Genomic DNA, 21,453 nt, shown 5'->3' with positions numbered 1-21,453 from the left:
ATGAAAGCCGGATATGAGCAGACAGAAGCAGCCCGGAGCAGGAGCAAAAAGAATAGCTGGATCACTCCGTACGTGGCACAGTACCGCTGGAGACTCGTGGCAGTCATTGCGCTGGGGATATGTGCTACATTATGTGCTGTGCTGCTGCTCTTCACCTCCGGGTTTCTGATCTCCAAGTCGGCGCTCCGTCCTGAAAATATTTTGATGGTATATGTACCTATCGTAGGTGTTCGTGCATTTGGAATTTTCCGTGCCGTATTCCGGTATGTCGAACGACTGGCCGGACATGATGCCGTTCTGCGTGTGCTTGCGGATCAGCGTGTGAAGCTATACCGGATTTTGGAGCCGCAGGCATTGTTCCTGCGCTCTCGCATGCAGACAGGAGACGTACTTGGTGCTCTTGCAGAGGACGTAGAACGACTGCAGGATATTTACCTGCGTACGGTATTTCCGGCGGTTACGGCGCTCATGATGTACGGTGGAGCTGTTGTGGCCTTTGGCAGCGTTGATCTGGGTTTTGCACTGTGGATGGGGTTGTACATGTTGTTTCTGGTTGCCGTGCTGCCTGCCATTTCCCTCCGTGTGACGTGGAAGTTGCGGGTGCGGCTGAAGCGGGAGAATGCCAAGTTGTACACTCGTCTGACCGATGGTGTGCTTGGCCTCGGGGATTGGATAGCGAGTGGACGAGCTGAAGAATTTGTGCGTGGGCAGGAAGAGGCAGAAGTACAGGCGGATCGTTTACGACTCCGCTTGCGGCAATGGACGCGCTGGCGTGATCTGGTTGCCCAATGTGTGATCGGACTAATGGTGGTATCCGTGACCTTATGGGCGGGAAATGCGGCTTCTTCGGGACAGCTGCCTGCGGTCATGATTGCTGCATTTGTGCTTGTGTTGTTTCCGCTCACGGAAGCACTGCTGCCCATAGGAGATGCCGTGGAGCATATCCCGCAGTATCGGGAATCGCTGACGCGATTGCAGCACTTGGAAGGTGAAGAACATAGACCGGAACAGTCTGGAACTGAAGAAGCGAATGCAGCAGCCGGAGCCAAAGAGGATTGGACCTCTGGAGTATCAAGCAGCAAACCGGTAGCTGGACCGCATGGACAACTGATGGGTCCCCTGGAGCTTACGGAAAGAGTTTCGGATCGACGTATCCGTCTGCGCATTCCACCCAGACTGCGAGCCGATATTCAGATTAAACAGGTGAGTTATCGTTATACGCCAGATGCTCCTTGTGCGGTGCAGGAGGTAACCCTTCATCTACCTCAAGGTAAACGCTTGGCTATTCTCGGTCGCAGTGGCGGTGGGAAATCAACCCTTTTGAAGCTCATTCAGGGAGCGTTGCTCCCTTCCGCCGGGAACATATTGATCAATGACCTTCCGGTACAAACGATGGGTGAAAATATAACGGATGTCATAGCGGTGCTGAACCAAAGTCCACATCTATTTGATACAACGGTAGCCAACAATCTGCGGATCGGCCGTCCGCATGCAACAGATGAAGAAATCCAGCGAGTGGCTGCGCAAGTAGGTTTATCCGATCTCATTGAATCTTTGCCGCAGGGTTATCACACCCCGATGCTGGAGACCGGACTTCGTTTCTCTGGTGGAGAGAGACAGCGGATTGCACTGGCCCGGGTACTTCTTCGCGAAACACCTGTCGTTATTCTCGATGAACCGACGGTAGGACTTGATCCTGTGACGGAACGAGCCCTCATACGGACGATTATGGACAGCATGCAGGGTAAAACGATGATCTGGGTCACCCATCACCTGATGGGAGCGGAACGGATGGATGAAATTATTTTTATGGAAAATGGACAGATTACCATGCAGGGTTCTCACGAACAATTGCTGATCCGGGAAGAGCGTTATCGCCGTCTCGTTGAACTTGATCGACCGGGGTGGGCAGATGGGCAGAAACCTGCAGTTCCGCTACCGCCTGCAGCTTCCAGATAAAATTGAATATAAGGTGCAGGCAGGGGCAGGTATGGGGTAGGGTAAGGTAAGGGGCGTTGACAGAGGTTTGTGCACGACATGGTAGCTGGTGCCCTTTTAAAGGGTAGTCCAATTCATCAGCAACATAGTAAAGAGACGGGCCACAGGATCAGTGGGCTCGTCTCTTTTTTTACACCTTTTGTTGAAACGTTTGTTTCTAATTTTACATCTCCACCAGCATCAAAATTATGGACGAGAGGCAAAGGCAGGTACTGATAAGATACAGGACGCCAACCACCTGATTGTGATTCAGACCTGCACGCAGCAAGCGATAGTGAGCTTGACTTGCATCTGCCTGATAGATGGCTTTACCTTGAATGAAACGTTTGATGACAACAAAAATGTTGTCGAAGATTGGCACACCAAGTGCCAGAATCGGTATGAAGATGGACAGCATAGTTGCTTGTTTGAAAGCACCGTCCAGGGCGATTACCGCCAGGATAAAGCCGAGAAACGTAGCTCCTGCATCTCCCATAAACACTTTGGCGGGAGCTTTGTTATATTTCAGATACCCAAGGGTTACACCGACCAGCGTAATGGCCATAAGGGCAGAATCGGTTTGCCCTTTGGTCATTGCAACGATAAACAGTGTAATGGCTGAGATGGCAGACAAACCGCCTGCCAGTCCGTCCATACCATCCGTGAAGTTAATGACTGTCGTGACACCGAAGATCCACAGGATCGTCAGAATAAATTGCAGCCAGATCGGGAGCATGATGTATTCGGAGTTGAAGGGATTCACAAATCCTGTGAACGCAATGCCGGAAGCAAATACGAGTACTGCCGCCGAGACTTGAATGATCATTTTAGGCAGGGCAGGGAAGTCCTTGCCTTTCGTTTTGTACCAGTCATCGACTGTACCAATCGTTAATAGAAGCATTCCCCCAGCGACCAGAGCCGCTGTTTCCCAAGAAATTTCTTTCGTAAGAGCAATGTATGTCAGGAAGAATCCAGTAAATATCGCGTAACTTGCCGTCAGCGGGATGGGCTGCCTGTGCAGCTTGCGCTCCACATCTTCTCGGGGCTTGTCCACAAAATCGAGCCGATGTGCCAGTCGACCAAGCGGCGGAATAAGCAGAACCACGACAGCAAAAGACAGCATAAAAGCCAGTATGTATACCATAAATTCGCTTGATTCACTCCTATCTACCAATTTCCCCCTATTATACGAGCTAAACAGGAAATCTGTCGATGTCATTATTGTAACCTAAGCTTCTACCCAGATAGTTTAGTATGTTCTCCCCTTTGTGAAAAACCAACCACCGGCCACGAAAACGATGAAAAGCACAAGATTAAATCCAATACCCTTGAGTAGTGAGCCGTTGAATAACAATGCTTCAAAAAAAGATACAACGTGAGCGCGTAGCGCAGGAATCGCTGTTCCGGTTGGAATCGCCACAATGAATAGCACCCACAGCATCCAACCAACAAGGTGGTGGTAGCCGGAGATCAGCATGCTTAGGAGTGCCATCGTCATTAAATAAAAAATGGTTTGATAGAGAAAAGAGCCTACAAGGCCAAATTCATTCCAATGAAACGCTTCAATAAGATTTACGGTGTTTTTGTGGAGTACATTCACTTCAAGCATGGACCATAAAGAATTGAATAAAGCGATGGCCACTGCCCACACGACATAAACGAATTGAAGTCCGAAAAAATATTGTTTTCGGCTTGCTCCTAAATGAACGATGCGGTTGTAATAGCTGAGCGGAAGAACAATTGCGAAAATGAGCAAAATAAGCAGCAGCAGGTTGCCATCCGCGATTCCTGTGTTTTGACTGCTGTCTATAAAGAGGCCAACAATAAATTCTGCCAATCTGCCAAGGAGGATTAAAATAATGACCATCCATATATAAATCCTCATTTGCAAATAGGTCGCCTTTAAATGAACGGTCAATGCACCCAATTTAACGACCTCCTTCGATCAAATACGAAAAAAACTTCTGAAGCGTCAAATTTTCAATAGTTATGTCTAGTTTGCGGGCCTGCAGCCTATCCTCATCGTTGAATTTTTCGTAGATGGCGGCAAGCTTTCCGTGACCGTAAGATTCTGTATGTAATACTCGCTTTCCTTTTGTGAACAAAGCTACGGCATCTGAATTTCCGCGAATCAAATAAGCTGCCATCCGTATCCGATTCATCTCGTCATGAAGCAGGAGAGAGCCCTCATCAATGATATAGACTCTTTCTGCAATTGGGGCGATTTCATCGATCAAATGCGTAGAAAGTAAAATTGTACGGGGATGATTGGCGTAATCCTCCAAAAGCTCCTTGTAAAACCTTTCCCGCATCAATACATCAAGTCCAAGCACTGGTTCGTCAAATAATGTCAACGACGATCGGCTAGACAGACCGATGATGTTTCCTACGAGTGATTCTGTGCCTCTTGAGAGCTGTTTGATTTTTTTGTTGGGATCAAGCTCAAACGTTTGAAGAAGCTTATGAGCTAATGTCCAGTCCCAATTGGGATAGAAATTTGCAGCGAACTGCAAAATTTCAATCAATCGAGCTCCTCCAAATAGCTTGTTATTCTCCCGTACGAAACAGCAATCTTCTGGAAGGACTCCTTTACCCAGCTTTTTACCTCTTACCTCAATGCTGCCGTCATTCGCGAAGAGTCCACCTGCTATGATGTTTAGCAAGGTTGTTTTGCCTGCGCCGTTTCGTCCGAGCAAGCCATAAATAACGTTTTCCTCTAGCTGTATATCCAGATCTCGTAATGCATAGGTTCGACCATATTTCTTATTCAAATTGTTGCAACTCACCAAGATGCTCACAATGAATTCATTCCTTCCTTAATTGTTTAATCATCTCAATGATATCCCCAGTTGCCAGTTCAAGTTTGTCAGCTTCACAAATGAGATTGGACAGCAATTCCTTATAAAAACGATCTCTTCGCTTATTCTTAATCTTTTGTTTGGCATCAGACGAGACATACATGCCAAGGCCTCTTTTTTTGTACAATATTTCTTCATTTACAAGCAGGCCAATTCCCTTCACAACAGTTGCTGGATTGATTTGAAAGAGCTGAGAAAACTGAGCAACGGAAAGAATTTGCTCGTCCTCTCGGTAAGTTCCGTTGAGAATATCGTCCTCAATGATATCTGCTACTTGTTGAAAAATTGGCTGTTTTTCGTCGAAAGTGACGCTCATTACCTCACCACTCAGCATTGTAGTTTGTTACACATCTAGCAGGAAAACATAACTTATATGCGAAAATTTGTCAATAAACAATCATTCTTAAGGGTTACTGATGATTTTTTTTACACTGAGTCCAGTTATTGACAATTGTTTGCAATGGAATTATAGTATGCTACATGAGTAACATACTCATACACTAACATACTTACATAAATAAAAATATGCTTGCCAAAGGACACTCCAGAAGTATGACAAATAGATAACAGGGAGAGAAGATTTTATGAAAACATTAATCGAATTTAGAAACGTAACGAAAGAATACAAAATTGGTGAAGTGCCGATCAAGGCGCTGAACGGCGTTGACTTTTCCATTAACGAGGGCGAATTCGTGGTTGTTCTAGGTGCAAGCGGAGCCGGTAAAAGCACGATTCTGAATATACTTGGTGGCATGGATACGGCTACCTCGGGTAAAGTGACTGTTGGGAATAAGGATATTACTAGCTTCAACGAAAAGAAACTTACAGGATATCGCGCCGAGAAGGTAGGTTTCGTTTTTCAATTCTATAACTTAATCCCCAATTTGAATGCTTTAGAGAACGTTGAATTCGCAACTGAAGTATGTAAAAACCATTTGGATGCCAAAGAGATATTAAATCAAGTCGGGTTAAAGAACCGGATAAAAAACTTCCCGTCTCAGCTCTCCGGAGGAGAACAGCAGCGAGTTGCAATAGCGCGTGCTGTTGCAAAGAACCCCTTGTTATTACTCTGCGATGAGCCGACTGGTGCATTAGATTATGTGACTGGTAAATCCGTTTTGAAACTGCTTCAGGATTTGAACACGGAAACGAAAAAATGTGTTGTGCTGGTAACGCATAACTCCGCAATTGTGCCAATGGCGGATAAAATTATTCGAGTAAAAAGTGGGAGAATCGAAAGCGTAACGGTCAATGAGCATAAACAAAGCGTTGAAGGGATTGAGTGGTGATGAAATTATTCAAAAAATTGATAAGGGATATCAAGCAATCAATCGGTCAATTTCTGGCCTTTGTATTGGTTATCACCATAGGGGCCTTTTTCTACACGGGGCTGGTTACGTTAAGTGATAACCTTAGCTCTTATTCGAAGGATTACTTTCAAACCCATAATTTAAGTGATTTAAATGTTTACTACGACCAAGTATCCAAGCAGGATATGTCGAAGTTGAGTGGAATTGAGGGGATAAAGAAGGTGGAGGGACGGTATACCTTTGATGCGACGCAATCATTTGGTGATACTAAAGCAACTTTAAAGATCCACTCCATCCCCGAAATCAATAGCATTAATACGCCTACTATAATTGAGGGCAACATTCCGTCTCGCCAGGATCAAATCTTGCTTGATTCCCATTACGCCAAGGAGCACCAGTACAGAGTCGGGGATCAAATGAAGTTAAGCATCAATGACCAGGAAGTGCCATTCACCATTAGCGGCTTGGGCGAAAATGTGGAATATGCCAAAAAGAACGAAACCCAGGATCATAAAACTTCGGGATTTGCATATGTGGCTGAAGGGGGAATTCCTCGAATCGCAGGTAACCTTTATTATAATGAGGTTTTGATTGAGGCTGAAGAAGGGTACGATATAGACCGATTAGGCCAAAATGTTGAAGCGCAGTCTCAACAACTTTCTTATGTAAGTCAAATAAGTAAAGAGCGAACATTCAATTACTCGCAGCTTCAACAAACAGTCTATAACAATAAATTGATGAGCAAGGTTATTCCGCTGGTTTTCTTTATCATCGAAGCGATCATTCTCTTCCTCACCATGTCAAGGATTATTGATTCGCAAAGGAACCAAGTAGGAATTATGAAGGCGTTAGGAGTGAAGAACAGCAGCATCATGCTCCATTACATGGGGTTTCCGGTGCTTGTGGGGATCATAGGTTCCATTCTTGGTTGTATCGTTTCGGCAATCATATTTGTTCCAATGATTGAGGCGTCGAATGCTAGATCCTATTCGCTGCCGGGCATTACCTTCTCCCTATCCCCCTTCTCGGTAGTTACACCTATCCTGTTCTCTAGCGCATTCGGCATGCTAGCTTGTTACTTGAGCGGCATAGGTATTCTGCGAGAAAACGCAGCGCAGGCGATGAGGCCTAAACCGCCCAAGAAGATGAAGAAGTTACTCATTGAACGGCTTCCGGAAATCTGGAGACGCATTTCCTATAGCAATAAGCTCATTTTGAGAAACATCTTTCTTAATAAGCAAAAGGCGATAGCTAGCTCCGTTGGCGTTGTGGTGAGCACGGTGTTATTGATCACTGCTTTCGGGACGCAAACGTCCTTGCAAAGAGTGGCCGATCAGATCGAAGAGGTAAATACCTATGATTTGAAGGTCGAATACACGAGGGGAGCAGAATTAGAGAAGGTGGAGCTACCCACCGGGATTGAAAGCAGATACTATCAATCGACCTTTCCCGTGGAATTCGCCAAGGGCGATGCTCATGAGAACGCCACGTTGACCGTTATGGAGAAGGATAACACTCTTATTCAATTTTTCGACGAGAAAGACAATCCGATGTCGCTTATGGACAATGGCGTGCTGGTACCCAAATCGTATGCGGATCACTATAAGGTTGCGATAGGAGATACGATCCGAATTCGATTCACTGATCCTTCGTTTGCGAATAAAACGGTCGATATGAAGGTTGCACAAATATCTAATCAGTATTCCAATCCGTCTTTCTTTTGCTCGATAGCGTATCTGGAGAGTTTTGGGATCGACTACAACCCAACCACTATTCTAGTGAAAGCTAGCAATGCCACAGACCTTACTAACGTACGACAGTTCTTCGAACAAGACAATCTGGTAGATACAATCGCGGACAAGGATGATTTGAAAAAATCTGCACAATTTATTATGAAGCAGAATAGTTTTATCTTTATCATGTTTATCATTAGTGCTGTTATTCTTTCGTTTGGCGCCATCTACACCATATCCTCCATCAACATTTATGAAAGAAATCGCGAGCTGGCTACTCTTAAGGTATTGGGTTATCAAAAATTTAAAATAAATAGACTTATCTTCTCTGAAAACATGATACTCACCACCTTTGCGGTCATTATAGCACTGCCGATCAGTGTATACATGTATTCCATTATCATTGAGGCGCTGTCGAGTACCCATCAACAAATCCCAGATCAGATAAATATATTTGTTATGCTAATTTCAATCATGATTGCATTTTTGCTTACCACGCTCTCTAACTTGATGCTTCGGAGAAAGGTTTCCCGAATTAATATGATTGAATCGTTAAAAAGTTTAGAATAAATCGGGCGGTAAAGAGTGAATTATTGCCAATTATATAAAAACGACAATTGTGATTTGATTTCACACATAGTAAGTCGTTCTTCAAATATGTCTTGATGCCTATTGGAAAATCAAAGGTAAATTTTTGGTGAAACACTGCAAGCCTTCGAGCTGTAGTGTTTTTTACTATATCCACCTAAGTATTTGTTTGTTATTCATATAACCGGCTTAAACAGATCTAGAGCTGGGCTGGTTAAGGGGTTAGAGTTTCTGGGGCAGATAGGAGCCAAAGAGGGAAATCGCCGCATCTGCGCTATAACCGTCATCGCCCTGCCAGGTTGCAGCAAAGTGGAAGTCGCTGTACCCGCCTCTGCTTTTTCGTGGCGTATCCTGCGGCACAAGCAGACCGGATGCCCCCCAGATTTCGAGGATGGCGTCGCGTTCCTGTTTGCTCGAAGGAAACAAGCCTTTCCAGCGTTTCTCCAACCCGCGTGCGCTGTCGTGAGGCTCGCAGGTTTGTGCTGCTTCAAGCATGCTCACAAGTATAGCGATGTCTGCGTCAGTCACTTCATAGATGGCTTCCTTGCTAGCCAGCAGTAGATCCAGATCCATCAGGCAGTATAACAGGTTGTTGTGGCGGACTCCACCCCATTTCACCCGTTCAAAGTTCAATACGTTCAGATCGACGTCCGTGTACGTCTTGTCCGATTGCAGGCGCAGGAAGTTACAATCCCCACAGGAGCTGGTGTTGGCATGCAGTGCTCGGCGTTCCTCATAGGTATGCAAAGGCAGCTGCAATGTTAAAGCCCAGCTGGAAAGGGCGCTGCGCAGATAACCTTTTTTGGTAGATAAACTGTGTAAAAATGCTGATACTACCCGTCGCTTGATGGAGTTGTCCTGATGAATCTCATGCAAACGCGCGACGATCTCATCATGGGTAATGGTCAGTGGATCGAACATGACCCCTCTGCTTTTGGCATATTCAAAGTCATCCCCTGAGAAGGGAGCAGATATTGTTTTCCAGCCGCCGCTTCCCCAAAAGGTGCCTAGCAGAATTTTTGCTGCTTTTTTATCCAAGAAATCAACCTCCTTTATACAATCGATAAGATGATGGATCGCATGATTAAGCTTCGTTTTCCTTAATGTACATATTCCTTGGTTGTATTCAGAATCAGTTCAACAAGACCGGGAAAACGGGAGTTCAAGTCTTCTTTTCGCAGAGAATAAAAGTGCTGTTTGCCTTCAATGCGAGGTCGGATAAGGCCTGCTTCACGTAAGATTTTGATGTGATGAGACAACGTTGATTTGGAAATATGGTCTACTTCGAAGGCGGAACAGTTTTTCTCGCCAGAGCTGGCCAGACAGTGTGCAATTTTCATCCGTACCGGATCACCGAGTGCGTTGCAAACCGTGGTCAGATTCAATTCCGAAGCCATAGGTATCGTTGGAGTTTTCATATCTATGACGGTAGCATATTCGACAAGCTCTTTCAATGTTTGATTATTTTCGAACTGAGGGTTGTTCTGGGGACATAAAATGTGGTACATTTCATCTCATTTAGTTTGAAATTTTTCGAACTATAAAATATAGAATCGGATGGCAATACTTCTAGGAGGAATAATGATGAGCACAACAAGCACTACAACAATGTTAAACAACTATTTCCGTTTATTTGACGCTTCCCGTACAGACAAACGTGCGATGCAGGATCTGTTGTCCCTGTTTACACCGGATGCAGAGATTGTGCTGAATGGCACCAGCAGAACCGGATTTGATGGTTTTATGCAAGCTTTCTATGAATACAATAGCGATGTAAAACATATGTGGGACGAGTGGAAGCTTCAACCGGACGGCAGCTATCAAACGAACTGGGCGGTATGCGGACAAGCGGTAGACGGAACGGTATATGCCAAAACAGGCATCGATATCGCTCGTGTGAATGAGGCGGGGCAGATTGTATATCTGGAAAATGTGCAGGCGGATAAGGATGCATTCAGCAAATATAACCAGTAAATTTCAGGTGTCTACAGACATCCTATAACTCCACAGCAGCTTTATGCGGTGGAGTTTTGTTATGCCCGTATGTGAAGGGTGTTGAGGCGTAACGTGGATCAGGCTTATTATATTTTGTGAAAAAAGCCCGCATGAAAAAGGCCGTTCCCCGTTGCACTCGGGGACGGCCTTCATGAATATGCATCAGACTGATTATCGGGATGTCATATGTTATTCCGAACCGGGCGCAGCCCCCAGCGGCCATCCTAGAATGGATAGGGTGAACGGCGACTTCCAACGAACCTCACACACGCTATTGGAGGGTATTCGGCATAATCATGTTTTTAACGAATCCCGGGCACCCTATTGCCCTGTATTTTCAAATTATAGGCAGATATATGCTGCATCAGCTGATATTAGGTGGCTGAAGTTCGTTAGAACACTAAAACAAGCTCTAAACCTCTAATAAGGTGTGCACGGTTCGTTAGCTTATGGCGTTTGGCAGAAGGGAGGCGCGGTCTGTGATGAACTGGTCCACTTGTCTACTCATACACCATCCAATTCACTTACTTCTGCATCGTTTTATTCTGAAAAGCAGCGATATCGGCATACTCCTCTTCAAACTTGCGGGAGATGCGGATGAAGATCGGCAGCAGTTCGCGATAGATGCGAACGCTATCCGGGTCTGGCTGATGACGATGGGTCGATCCAATCATGCCGGAGACGGCGCTGAGGGAATCGATGCGCCCAAGAGCATAAAGCCCTAACACTGCTGCCCCAAGGCAGGAGCTTTCGATACTTTCAGGAATGATGACATCCTGGTCAAAAATATCAGCCATCATCTGTCGCCACAGCTCAGAGCGGGCGAAGCCGCCAGTCGCCTGAATCTTTTTGGGACGCCCGATTTTCTCTTCAATCGCCAGCATGACGGTGTACAAGTTGAACAAGACACCTTCGAGAGCAGCGCGAATCATATGCTCCTTCTTATGATGCAGCGTCAGGCCGAAGAATGAACCACGTGCATTCGGATTCCAGAGTGGGGCCCGCTCACCCGTCATGTACGGATGGAACAGCAGGCCTTCCGAACCTGGAGGTACATTTTCGGCGACACGGGTCAATACTTCATACGGATCAATGCCGAGTCGTTTCGCTGTTTCTACCTCGGATGCAGCAAACTCATCCCGAATCCAACGGAATATCACCCCGCCATTGTTGACCGGACCGCCAATCACCCACGCATCCTCCGTGAGCGCATAGCAGAAGAAACGCCCTTTCGGATCCGTGACCGGCTTGTCCACGACGGTACGAATCGCTCCGCTGGTCCCGATGGTAACCGCTACAACGCCTGGGTCAATGGCGTTAACACCCAGATTGGAGAGCACGCCGTCACTTGCCCCGATGACAAATGGCGTCGAATCCGCAATACCCATCTCCTTGGCGTACTCAGGATTCAAACCTTTCTTAAGTACATGTGTCGTCGGCACAAGGCGGGACAGATGATCCGGAGTGATGCCTGCGACATGGAGAGCTTCCTCGTCCCAGTCGAGTTTCTCCAGATTCATGAGTCCGGTGGCGGAGGCCATGGAGTGATCAATGACGTATTCAGAAAATAATTTATAGAAGACATATTCTTTCATGGATATGAATTTGTGCGTCTGTTGGAACAGTTCCGGTTGATCCCGGGTGAGCCACATGATCTTGGTGAGAGGGGACATCGGATGAATCGGCGTACCTGTTCTCAGATAGATTTCGTGACCATTCATCTCCGATTTGAGTACTTCGGTCCACTCGGCACTGCGATTATCTGCCCAAGTCATGGCCCGCATCAGCGGTTTGCCGTGTTGATCGACAGGCAGAATGCTGTGCATGGCCGAACTGAACGATACAAACAGGATTTCATCCGGTTTGATGCCCGCTTTGGAGGTCGCTTGTTTAACTGATTCTACGACGGCTTTGAAAATATCTTCTGCATCCTGCTCTGCAATCGCAGGAGTAGGAGTATACAGCGGGTAATCGGCACCGCCTTGAGCCACGATGGTTCCGTTCTCTTCAAACAGGACGGCCTTCGTGGAGGTGGTGCCGATATCTACGCCGATCATATAGGGTGAAGAAGCCATTTTGTCATCCCTCTTTCTTGAATATATAAGTGAATGAATGCTGTTACACGTTAACACTCCGGGTACAGAAAGCCTTCCGATCGCTGTTATCCCCAAATTTCTTTATCTCCTCTTCAAAAGGAGAAATTTGGTTATAAATGCGAAGCATATGCTTCCGAAGTAGCTTTCCTCTGGAAAGCTTTTAACTTCATTTCTTCAGGCCCTTTCTGTCCCCTCCGCCCACGTGGCGCTATTCATCCAACTTATATGGCATCTGGTATTTATCTATAGATAAGAATATCAGACTTGAGGGATGGATCAAAATGCGCTATCCCTAATCCTTTACAGCTCCTGCAGCAATATCCGAAATAAACTGACGGCTGATGAACAGGAACATTACGATCAGTGGAATAACAGCCAGCAATGTACCCGCGATAACCATTGCGTAATCCGTATTGTACAGTCCGTTTAATTGAGACAACGCAATCTGCAGTGTATACTTTCGTGCATCCGTCAAGACGATCAGGGGCCAGAGATAATCATTCCATACGCCAATAAACGTAAACGCACCGAGGAAAGCAAACGCAGGCCGCAGAATGGGTAGCGCCACATTCCAATAGAGCCGGAAAAAATTACAGCCATCGATTCGCCCGGCATCCAGCAGGTCATTCGGTATCGACTCCGTGGCGTATTGGCGAATCCAGAAGATCCCGAAGGCGTTCACCATGCCCGGAATAATGAGGGCTTTGAAGGAACCAACCCATCCGAATGTCGCCATCAGCACGAAGGAAGGGACCAGCGACAGCTGGGAAGGCACCATCATGGTGGCGAGCAGCAGGACGAAGAGCCATTTTTTGCCCGGGAATTCAAACTTCGCAAACGCAAACCCCGCCAATGAGTCAAAAAACAGCACCAGTACCGTTACCAAGCCCGACACAAACAACGTATTCATGAATGCGCCCCAGAAGTCAATCTGCTGTAGTACTCGACTGACATTATTCCATAGCTCGCTCCCAAACCAGAGTCTGGGTGGGAATGTATAAATTTCGGACGTCGTCCGGGTGGACATTACAATCAGCCAATAGAACGGGAACATGGAAATGAGCATGCCCCCGATAAGACCGGTATACAGCACCAACGATTTGAGAGATTTGGACGTCATGAGCGCTCCCCCCTTGTCACATCAGGATGACTTGCCTTGAACGAGCTTCCAGTTCACAATCGAGAACAGGGCGATAATGAGGAACATGCCCCAACCAACCGCAGCACCGTAACCAAAATAGTTGTTTATAAACGATTCTCGGTAAAGGTACAATACAATCGTCATCCCGGCTGCACCTGTACCGCCATCGTTACCCACGAGAATTTGAGGTTCGGTGAACAGTTGCATGCCGCCGATCGTTGATGTGATCACAGTGAACAGAATGACGGGACGCAGCATTGGAATCGTAATTCGGAAAAAGGACTGTATTCCGGATGCACCGTCAATCTTGGCAGCCTCGTACAATGTCTGCGGGATGCTCTGAAGTCCGGCCAGATAGATAACTGCGTTGTATCCTGTCCAGCGCCAGACGACCATGGAGGAGATTGCCACTTTAATACCCCAGGGTGCGTCCAGCCATTCCACCACGGGAAGTCCGACGGACTGTAGCAGATAGTTGAGGAAGCCATAATTGTTGGCAAACAAGGCACCGAAGATAATGGCCACGGCCACGATGGACGTCACGTTCGGCAGGAAATATCCCACGCGAAACAGCGTACGGAACTTCACAAAAGGGGCATGCAGTAGAAACGCAATGATCAGTGCAAAGAACAACATCGGAATGGTAGCGTAAATCCAGATCATGAATGTATTGCCCACGGCTTGCCAGAATTCAGCATCGGTCAGCATATATTTAAAATTGTTTAGTCCGTTATAGGTCATTACACCAATGCCATCCCACTTGTGGAAGGCCAGATATAAGGAAAATGCAATCGGAAACAGCCCAAACACGGCAAACAGAATGTAAAACGGGGAGATCGCCACATAGAGTGCACGATGTTCCCACATCCGGGACAAGAGTGATTTCTGCCGATCCAAATCCGGACTTGCCTTCCCCGGATCCGGAGTGAGGCGAGGTTCGGTTACAGCCATATGAATTCCTCCTTTGCGGATTGCCATCTCATAAGAGTGTCTGAATTAACGCTGTAACTCCCGCTCAACACGTTGAACCGTATCGGGCCATACCTGCTCCGGATTGGCATTTTGCTTCGCGATATCATTCAGCCGCCGAGTAATGATGTTGTGCACCGAAGGGTACCGTTCGCCAAAGAAAGCCTCGGGCACATGCTGTGCCGATTCGGCAAATACAGGTCCTGTTGCCTGTCCGCCGAAGAAGGGTTCTTCTTCTTTCATCGCCGGTGTATCAAACACACCAGGTGCCGAAGGAAACAGGTTCAACGTCTTATATTGTTCAAGCTGGTTATCCGGGCTTTGCAGCCACTGGATGACCTCGAACGCTTCTTTTGGGTGTTTGCTTGACTTCAAAATGGACAGGAATGATCCACCGTTATTGCCATCTCCACCAGGAGCGCGAGTGACTCGCCACTTGCCAGATGTATCCGGCGCGGCTTCCTGCAGTACTTGCTTCATCCAGACAGCTCCCACAAAGGAAGCAATCTCACCATTATTCATCGCTGCGTTCCAGCCCGGCGTCCAGCCGTCTGCATTAGCGAGCAGCCCTTTTTGCTTGAAGGATACGGCGGTATCCCAGCTCTGCTTGACGAGTGGAGAATCCATACCGATAAACGAGCCGTCAGGACGGAAATACCGTTCGGTTCCTTGCGATAACACTTGATTGTAAACGGTTCCAATATTGTCGGTTAGAAATACTTTGCCTCCGAACTTTTCCTTAATCTTTTCTCCTGCAGCAGAATAGGCATCCCAGTTGTTGATCTGATGAGCCACTTCTTCAGGCTCGGAAGGCAATCCGGCCTCTTTAAATAGATCTGCACGGTAGAAGAGGGCTGTCGGTCCTGTATCCATAGGGAAACCGATCATTTGTCCATCCGGTGTAACGCCTTGCTTCCATTTCCAATCCAGATATTGGTCTTCGACGTCACCTGCGCCGAGATCATACAGATTATAGAAACGGTCCTCGCTGGGAAAGAGCTCCATGATCCAATCGTTCAATGCGACAATGTCCGGCTCACCTGAGCGCGCAGCGAGTGTCGTTTTGAGTTTTGCCTTGAAATCACCACCGATTTTCTGGGCGGTCAGTTCAATATTGGGGAACTTTTCCTTGGCCTTGGCAATCAGCTTATCATCGATGGAACGGTTCCAGTACCACAATGTAAGCGCTACCTTTTTGTTGCTCGATGAATCGTTCTGTCCCGGCCATATGGAGCATCCGCTCACCAGCATGACACAGACTAGCAGAATGGCTGTCCAGCATGTTCTTTTCCGGCGGATCATGTGATAACCCCCTCATCGTTAAGTTCGAGGCATGAAGTGCGATGGACTACAACATAAGTGTATGAGCAGTTTATAAACTCATACCCAATATTCCTGAAATGAAACACAAATTTGTGTCGGTTACGTATCATAAATTTATTAGTTACTTTAAAAACAAAAGTTACTTGACACAACATAATTTTTATTCTAAACTTGCTTACATAAAGTAACTAATGATGATGACAATAATATAGATACGTATGATATGCAATCCAGTGATCCATTTTCCGTCTGGATGCGAATCAATTCATAACCAAGATGGCTTAACAGGAGGAAATTACTAATGATTAATTCACATATTATTCAACTGCTTGCCCCCAAAATTCAGACTTTTCCGAGTGGAAAAGAATTCATTTATCTTGTAGGGCCGATTAAACTTCCGGTGAATCTTGATGGAGAGACACATACCTTCCAGTGGTACAGCTGGATGAAATCGGAGAAAGCCATGGAAAGCCGCGAGCTGATTGAATCTCTTGCTACTGCCGAACTGGCCGAACGTCAGCAATCCAGCGTATTGGTGTACGGTGAGTTTGCCGAAGCACAGGAAGCGCTGATTCGGATGCACAGCATCTGTCATACAGGCGACATTTTTGGTAGCAAACGTTGTGACTGCGGCTTCCAACTGGAGCAATCGATGAAGATGATTGCTGCCCATGGAGCAGGCGCACTCTTCTATCTGGCGAACCATGAGGGCCGTGGCATCGGTCTGTTCAGCAAAGCGATGGCATACCTGCTGCAAGAGGAAGGTCTGGATACCGTTGACGCCAACCTGCAACTTGGGTTTTCAGACGATGCTCGTAATTATGATGATGCCATTGCCGTATTGCGGGCACTTCGTACAGCTCCCGTTACATTGATCACCAACAATCCACGCAAGCTTGCTGCTTTGCAGGAAGCTGGACTGAATGTGGGTGGACGTGTGCCACTGTGGGGAGATCGCTCGTCCTTCAACGAAAAATATTTGCAGACCAAAGTGAGCCGTTCCGGTCACTTGGCAGAAAATGATGCATGGGCTGGCAAAGACACCTTGCTTCCGCATGCCCAAGCCTAAAAGGTTGATCAATATGATTTTGGATAAAAACCTGTTTGCTATACTGTCCAATAAACAGGACAATTTAAGCTGTTTGTGTATGCTCCTTCTGGGCTATACATGAACAGCTTTTTTGAGTTTAGAAAATGGAACGGTCCCGTATTACACCAAGAATTGATCTGACGGTCCTGACTTTGCTTGCCGTTCATACCATACGAACTATACAATAAAGGCATCTGATTTATGCGGGAGGAACGAAGGTGCCATTTGAGGGACAGTATGTGTTACCGGCTGCCAAGAGCATGAAGCAGTTTGAAGCAATGATTGAAGGCCCTTACACCTATGGGGTTATGCTGGATACGCATATTGCGCAGCTTCATAGTCTGCTGGAAGAAGCACGGCGACGTGGCAAGAAAATAGTACTGCATGCCGATCTGGTGCAGGGGCTGAAGAACGATGAATATGCGGCAGAGTATTTATGTCAGCATATTCGTCCAGCTGGGCTGATTTCGACGCGAGCCAGTGTAATTCAGAAGGCGAAACAGAAGGGGATTACAGCCATTCAGCGTGTCTTTCTGCTGGATACAAATGCGCTGGAGAAAAGTTATCTTTTGCTGTCCAAGACCCAACCGGATTATATTGAAGTACTGCCCGGTGTGATCCCGCATATTATTGCAGAAGTATCCATACGGACAGGTATACCCATTATTGCAGGTGGGTTGATTCGCTCAACGGAAGAGGTTGAACTGGCGCTGGAAGCCGGAGCTACCGCAGTAACCACTTCCAACGTGGACCTGATTCGGCACTACAAGAAATCGCATACAGAATATAAGCAGTAATCCCACAACAGGAGGTTGTCTGTATGGAAAAATATATATTGGCCCTAGATCAGGGGACGACGAGCTCCCGGGCTATTCTGTTTAACCGGAGCGGTGAGATTGTGCATATTGCACAGCAGGAATTTCCGCAGTACTTTCCCAAGCCGGGCTGGGTGGAGCAGAACGCCAATGAAATTTGGAGCTCCATTCTGGCAGTGATGACTTCATGTCTGGCCGAAAGTGGAATCAAACCGGTCCAGATTGCCGGCATTGGCATTACGAACCAGCGGGAAACGGTTGTGGTATGGGACAAAGAAACGGGCCGGCCCATCTATAATGCAGTAGTCTGGCAGTCCAGACAAACGGCTGATATTTGTGATGATCTGAAAACGAAGGGACTGGGTGACCTTTTTCATCGCAAAACGGGCTTACTCATTGACCCTTATTTCTCGGGAACCAAGGTGAAGTGGATTCTCGATCATGTGCCTGGTGCCCGGGAGCGTGCAGAGAAGGGTGAACTTCTGTTTGGGACGATCGACAGTTGGCTGATCTGGAAACTGAGCGGTGGTACTCATGTCACCGATGTATCTAATGCTTCCCGCACATTAATGTACAACATCTATGATCTGCAATGGGATGATGAATTGCTGCATATCCTGGATATTCCCAAAGCGATGCTGCCTGAAGTACGCGGTTCATCTGAAGTGTACGCACATACGGTTGACTACCATTTCTTCGGTCATCAGATTCCGATTGCCGGAGCAGCAGGAGATCAGCAGTCGGCATTATTCGGTCAGGGCTGTTATACGAAGGGGAGCATGAAAAATACATACGGCACCGGATGTTTCATGCTTATGAATACCGGAGAACAACCCGTACAGTCCAACCATGGCTTGATTACAACTATTGCATGGGGCATTAATGGCAAGATCGAATATGCATTGGAAGGCAGTATTTTTGTCGCAGGTTCGGCGGTACAGTGGTTGCGTGATGGCTTACGGATGCTTCGTTCCTCAAAAGACAGTGAGGACTATGCGGCACGTGTATCCTCTACAGATGGTGTTTATATGGTGCCTGCATTTGTGGGTCTGGGCAGCCCTTACTGGGACAGTGAGGTTAAGGGAGCGGTGTTTGGTTTGACGCGAGGAACCACCAAAGAACACTTTATTCGTGCAACCCTGGAAGCACTGGCGTATCAGACCAAGGATGTACTGGAGGCGATGGAATCCGATTCAGGTATTCCGGTGAATGCCTTGCGCGTAGATGGGGGAGCAGCGGCCAATGATTTTCTGATGCAATTCCAGAGTGATATTCTGAATATCCCTGTGGAGCGTCCCAATGTAAACGAAACGACAGCATTAGGTGCGGCTTATCTGGCAGGACTTGCAGTAGGTTATTGGAATAGCGCGGATGAATTGGCGGATCACGAGAATACGGAGCGTGTCTTCCAACCGGCTATGGCTGAAGAAGAGCGTACAGAACTGTATGCAGGGTGGCAACGTGCAGTGAAGGCTGCGATGGTTTTCAAATGAGTGGATTATATTTAAATGGGCATTTGTACTTTTTCGATAAAGTTCTACAATAAATGATATTTATTGGTGGAAAATGATGCATAACTTACAGGGTTTATTTTCCTGGATAAGAGAAAACATGTACCCACTATAAGGAAAAATAAATGATTAGTGGATCAGTTTGAAATTCCATCCGTAGGCAGAACAACTTTTTGAAATTTTTTTGAATAATGTGTCATTTCAGGCCTTCACGCCGCCTTAAATGTGTGATAGGATTAAGTCACAAGTTAAAAAATGATGTCTGGAGATCGGGAGAGACCACGTGCCGCTCAGCAATTGCTGAAGCGAATGACGTGGTCTTTTTTTTGTGCTTTTGTGGGTAAAACACAGGTAATCAATGGGAGGAATCAGGATGACAACATCGTTCTCGGCAGAAAAGCGTACGGAATATCTGGATCGGATGGCGAATGCACATTTTGACATATTGATTATTGGTGGAGGAATCACGGGAGCCGGGATTGCGCTGGATGCTGCTTCCCGCGGATTGAAGACAGCACTGGTGGAAATGCAGGATTTTGCGGCAGGCACTTCCAGTCGTTCGACGAAACTGGTGCATGGCGGGCTACGGTATCTGAAGCAGTTTGAAGTGAAAATGGTGGCTGAGGTGGGACGGGAGCGAGCGGTGGTGTACGAGAATGGGCCACATGTGACGACACCTGAACCGATGCTTCTCCCCATCTATACGGCGGGTACCTTTGGCCGTTTCAGCACATCCATTGGTCTGATGGTTTACGACCGGCTTGCCGGAGTGAAGCGTAGTGAACGACGCCAAATGTTAAATGCCGGAGCCGTCTCAGACAGTGAGCCTTTGCTGCGCAAGGAAGGACTGCTGGGTGGTGGACGTTATGTGGAATACCGAACGGACGATGCCCGGCTTACCATTGAAGTGATGAAGGAAGCGGTGCAGCGCGGTGCACTGGCTGTGAACTATGTGAAGGCAGCAGCATTCCTGAAGGAGAATGGGGTCATCACCGGAATTCAGGCTGTGGACCAGATCAGCGGTCAATCTTATGATCTGCGGGCAACCAAGGTGGTTAATGCTTCCGGTCCATGGGTGGATGAGCTGCGCAAGATCGATGGTTCGCGCCAAGGAAAAACGTTGCAGATGACGAAAGGTATTCATCTGGTATTTGACGGTACGCGTTTCCCGTTAAGGCAGGCTGTATATTTTGATACACCGGATGGACGAATGGTCTTTGCTGTACCAAGGGATGGCAAAACTTATGTAGGAACCACAGATACCGTCTTCGAAGATGATCCCGCACACCCGTTAATCTCCGAGGCAGACCGGGATTATGTCATCGATGCCATCAACGGCATGTTCCCAGGCGTTCGGATTCGTGACGAGGACGTGGAGTCCGGTTGGGCAGGTGTGCGTCCATTGATTCATGAGGAAGGCAAAGGACCCTCCGAAATTTCGCGCAAGGATGAAGTCTGGGTAGCCCCTTCGGGGTTGATTACAATTGCCGGGGGGAAATTAACCGGGTACCGCAAAATGGCCGAGATGGTTGTTGATCTCGCTGCTCGCCAATTGGAGCAGGAGACGGGGGTACCTGTTGGACCATGTATAACGAAAAAGATGCCGATCTCCGGAGGCGATGTTGGCGGTTCTGCCGGATTTGGTGCGTATGCTGAACGCAAGATTAAGGATGGCGTCGCACTTGGACTCGACAGATCTGCTGCGGAACGATTAGCCCGAATATATGGTTCCAATGTGGACGCACTGTACGAGCGGATGCCTGATCCCCGGGCAAAGGCCGAGCTGCATGGCATGCCGCAGGAGCTGCTGCTAATGCTGCGTTATGCCATAGAAGAGGAGATGGCTCTGACACCGGCAGACTTTTTTGTGAGACGCACCGGAGACCTGTTTTTCCGCATTGATGAAGTCCGTAAGTATAAGGCTGTGGTTATTCAGTATATGGCTGAACGCCTGGATTGGCGGGAGGAGCAAGCGATTCGGTTTGCGAATGAACTGGATCAGTTGCTCATGGAAGCATCGGGCAAAATTTAATGCAGGATTTCGCAT

Annotated in this window: 18 protein-coding genes; 8 read left to right on the top strand and 10 right to left on the bottom strand. The window is 47.2% G+C overall.

What is annotated here, in order from left to right:
* Positions 1-1,959, top strand: a complete 1,959-nt coding sequence (locus RS891_RS29920; protein ID WP_315793940.1) for an amino acid ABC transporter ATP-binding/permease protein — start codon at positions 1-3, stop codon at positions 1,957-1,959.
* 202 nt (positions 1,960-2,161) lie between these two features.
* Here RS891_RS29920 and RS891_RS29915 read toward each other — a convergent pair whose 3' ends face one another.
* From RS891_RS29915 to RS891_RS29900, 4 genes are all read right to left on the bottom strand, one after another.
* A complete protein-coding gene (locus RS891_RS29915) occupies positions 2,162-3,121 on the bottom strand; it encodes an MraY family glycosyltransferase (RefSeq protein ID WP_113053063.1) in 960 nt (319 codons plus the stop codon).
* 105 nt (positions 3,122-3,226) lie between these two features.
* A complete protein-coding gene (locus tag RS891_RS29910) occupies positions 3,227-3,844 on the bottom strand; it encodes a hypothetical protein (RefSeq protein ID WP_315793939.1) in 618 nt (205 codons plus the stop codon).
* A 61-nt stretch (positions 3,845-3,905) separates the two neighbouring features.
* On the bottom strand, positions 3,906-4,748 hold the full coding sequence (locus tag RS891_RS29905) for an ATP-binding cassette domain-containing protein (protein WP_315793938.1): 843 nt from the start codon (positions 4,746-4,748) through the stop codon (positions 3,906-3,908).
* Positions 4,749-4,782: 34 nt separating this feature from the next.
* Positions 4,783-5,169, bottom strand: coding sequence for a GntR family transcriptional regulator (locus RS891_RS29900; protein WP_064641739.1), 387 nt, complete (start codon positions 5,167-5,169; stop codon positions 4,783-4,785).
* Positions 5,170-5,419: 250 nt separating this feature from the next.
* Between RS891_RS29900 and RS891_RS29895 the strand changes: the two genes are divergently transcribed.
* Together RS891_RS29895 and RS891_RS29890 are read left to right on the top strand one after the other, a co-directional pair.
* Entirely contained in the window at positions 5,420-6,124 is a 705-nt protein-coding gene (locus tag RS891_RS29895; protein WP_315793937.1) for an ABC transporter ATP-binding protein, read from the top strand.
* Complete coding sequence (locus RS891_RS29890) at positions 6,124-8,448, top strand: ABC transporter permease (protein WP_315793936.1); 2,325 nt, start codon at positions 6,124-6,126, stop codon at positions 8,446-8,448. Before RS891_RS29895 ends, RS891_RS29890 begins: the two co-directional genes overlap by 1 nt.
* A gap of 240 nt (positions 8,449-8,688) precedes the next feature.
* Here the strand turns inward: RS891_RS29890 and RS891_RS29885 are convergent, their stop codons facing one another.
* Positions 8,689-9,504: a hypothetical protein gene (locus RS891_RS29885; protein ID WP_315793935.1), complete on the bottom strand. Its 816-nt coding sequence runs from the start codon at positions 9,502-9,504 to the stop codon at positions 8,689-8,691.
* A gap of 62 nt (positions 9,505-9,566) precedes the next feature.
* Positions 9,567-9,974 carry an ArsR/SmtB family transcription factor gene (locus tag RS891_RS29880; protein ID WP_397386873.1) on the bottom strand — a complete coding sequence of 136 codons (408 nt, stop codon included), beginning with the start codon at positions 9,972-9,974 and terminating at the stop codon, positions 9,567-9,569.
* 73 nt (positions 9,975-10,047) lie between these two features.
* Between RS891_RS29880 and RS891_RS29875 the strand changes: the two genes are divergently transcribed.
* The gene (locus tag RS891_RS29875; protein ID WP_315793934.1) at positions 10,048-10,440 is read left to right on the top strand and encodes a nuclear transport factor 2 family protein; all 393 of its coding nucleotides are present in this window, start codon (positions 10,048-10,050) and stop codon (positions 10,438-10,440) included.
* 545 nt (positions 10,441-10,985) lie between these two features.
* On the opposite strand, the gene gntK is transcribed toward RS891_RS29875, so the two are convergent.
* From gntK to RS891_RS29855, 4 genes are all read right to left on the bottom strand, one after another.
* Positions 10,986-12,536 (bottom strand): gluconokinase, encoded by a 1,551-nt coding sequence (gene gntK, locus RS891_RS29870; protein ID WP_315793933.1) that lies wholly within the window; start codon positions 12,534-12,536, stop codon positions 10,986-10,988.
* 313 nt (positions 12,537-12,849) lie between these two features.
* Positions 12,850-13,677 (bottom strand): carbohydrate ABC transporter permease, encoded by an 828-nt coding sequence (locus RS891_RS29865; RefSeq protein ID WP_064641744.1) that lies wholly within the window; start codon positions 13,675-13,677, stop codon positions 12,850-12,852.
* A gap of 21 nt (positions 13,678-13,698) precedes the next feature.
* A complete protein-coding gene (locus RS891_RS29860) occupies positions 13,699-14,565 on the bottom strand; it encodes a carbohydrate ABC transporter permease (RefSeq protein ID WP_064642040.1) in 867 nt (288 codons plus the stop codon).
* Between the two features lie 129 nt (positions 14,566-14,694).
* Positions 14,695-15,969, bottom strand: coding sequence for an ABC transporter substrate-binding protein (locus RS891_RS29855; RefSeq protein ID WP_064641745.1), 1,275 nt, complete (start codon positions 15,967-15,969; stop codon positions 14,695-14,697).
* A 322-nt stretch (positions 15,970-16,291) separates the two neighbouring features.
* On the opposite strand from RS891_RS29855, the gene RS891_RS29850 reads away from it, so the two are divergent.
* The 4 genes from RS891_RS29850 to RS891_RS29835 all read left to right on the top strand — a co-directional run bounded on the left by RS891_RS29850 (position 16,292) and on the right by RS891_RS29835 (position 21,438).
* Positions 16,292-17,059: a GTP cyclohydrolase II gene (locus RS891_RS29850; protein ID WP_315793932.1), complete on the top strand. Its 768-nt coding sequence runs from the start codon at positions 16,292-16,294 to the stop codon at positions 17,057-17,059.
* Between the two features lie 239 nt (positions 17,060-17,298).
* Positions 17,299-17,877: a glycerol-3-phosphate responsive antiterminator gene (locus RS891_RS29845; RefSeq protein WP_063567339.1), complete on the top strand. Its 579-nt coding sequence runs from the start codon at positions 17,299-17,301 to the stop codon at positions 17,875-17,877.
* 23 nt (positions 17,878-17,900) lie between these two features.
* On the top strand, positions 17,901-19,388 hold the full coding sequence (glpK, locus tag RS891_RS29840) for a glycerol kinase GlpK (RefSeq protein ID WP_315793931.1): 1,488 nt from the start codon (positions 17,901-17,903) through the stop codon (positions 19,386-19,388).
* Between the two features lie 391 nt (positions 19,389-19,779).
* Positions 19,780-21,438, top strand: a complete 1,659-nt coding sequence (locus RS891_RS29835) for a glycerol-3-phosphate dehydrogenase/oxidase (protein WP_315793930.1) — start codon at positions 19,780-19,782, stop codon at positions 21,436-21,438.
* Positions 21,439-21,453: the final 15 nt, after the last annotated feature.

This window comes from Paenibacillus sp. BIC5C1 (assembly GCF_032399705.1).
In the GTDB taxonomy this organism is placed as follows: Bacteria; Bacillota; Bacilli; order Paenibacillales; family Paenibacillaceae; genus Paenibacillus; species Paenibacillus taichungensis_A.
The sequence above is the reverse complement of the archived record's forward strand: the minus strand, read 5'-3'. Positions and strand labels throughout refer to the sequence as shown.

Bases quoted from the DNA above. Each gene is read 5' to 3' on its own strand.
- RS891_RS29920 (WP_315793940.1), top strand. From the start codon at position 1: ATGAAAGCCGGATATGAGCAGACAGAAGCAGCCCGGAGCAGGAGCAAA.
- RS891_RS29915 (WP_113053063.1), bottom strand. From the start codon at position 3,121: ATGGTATACATACTGGCTTTTATGCTGTCTTTTGCTGTCGTGGTTCTG.
- RS891_RS29910 (WP_315793939.1), bottom strand. From the start codon at position 3,844: ATGGTCATTATTTTAATCCTCCTTGGCAGATTGGCAGAATTTATTGTT.
- RS891_RS29900 (WP_064641739.1), bottom strand. From the start codon at position 5,169: ATGCTGAGTGGTGAGGTAATGAGCGTCACTTTCGACGAAAAACAGCCA.
- RS891_RS29895 (WP_315793937.1), top strand. From the start codon at position 5,420: ATGAAAACATTAATCGAATTTAGAAACGTAACGAAAGAATACAAAATT.
- RS891_RS29890 (WP_315793936.1), top strand. From the start codon at position 6,124: ATGAAATTATTCAAAAAATTGATAAGGGATATCAAGCAATCAATCGGT.
- RS891_RS29880 (WP_397386873.1), bottom strand. From the start codon at position 9,974: ATGTACCACATTTTATGTCCCCAGAACAACCCTCAGTTCGAAAATAAT.
- RS891_RS29875 (WP_315793934.1), top strand. From the start codon at position 10,048: ATGATGAGCACAACAAGCACTACAACAATGTTAAACAACTATTTCCGT.
- gntK (WP_315793933.1), bottom strand. From the start codon at position 12,536: ATGGCTTCTTCACCCTATATGATCGGCGTAGATATCGGCACCACCTCC.
- RS891_RS29865 (WP_064641744.1), bottom strand. From the start codon at position 13,677: ATGACGTCCAAATCTCTCAAATCGTTGGTGCTGTATACCGGTCTTATC.
- RS891_RS29860 (WP_064642040.1), bottom strand. From the start codon at position 14,565: ATGTGGGAACATCGTGCACTCTATGTGGCGATCTCCCCGTTTTACATT.
- RS891_RS29855 (WP_064641745.1), bottom strand. From the start codon at position 15,969: ATGATCCGCCGGAAAAGAACATGCTGGACAGCCATTCTGCTAGTCTGT.
- RS891_RS29850 (WP_315793932.1), top strand. From the start codon at position 16,292: ATGATTAATTCACATATTATTCAACTGCTTGCCCCCAAAATTCAGACT.
- glpK (WP_315793931.1), top strand. From the start codon at position 17,901: ATGGAAAAATATATATTGGCCCTAGATCAGGGGACGACGAGCTCCCGG.
- RS891_RS29835 (WP_315793930.1), top strand. From the start codon at position 19,780: ATGACAACATCGTTCTCGGCAGAAAAGCGTACGGAATATCTGGATCGG.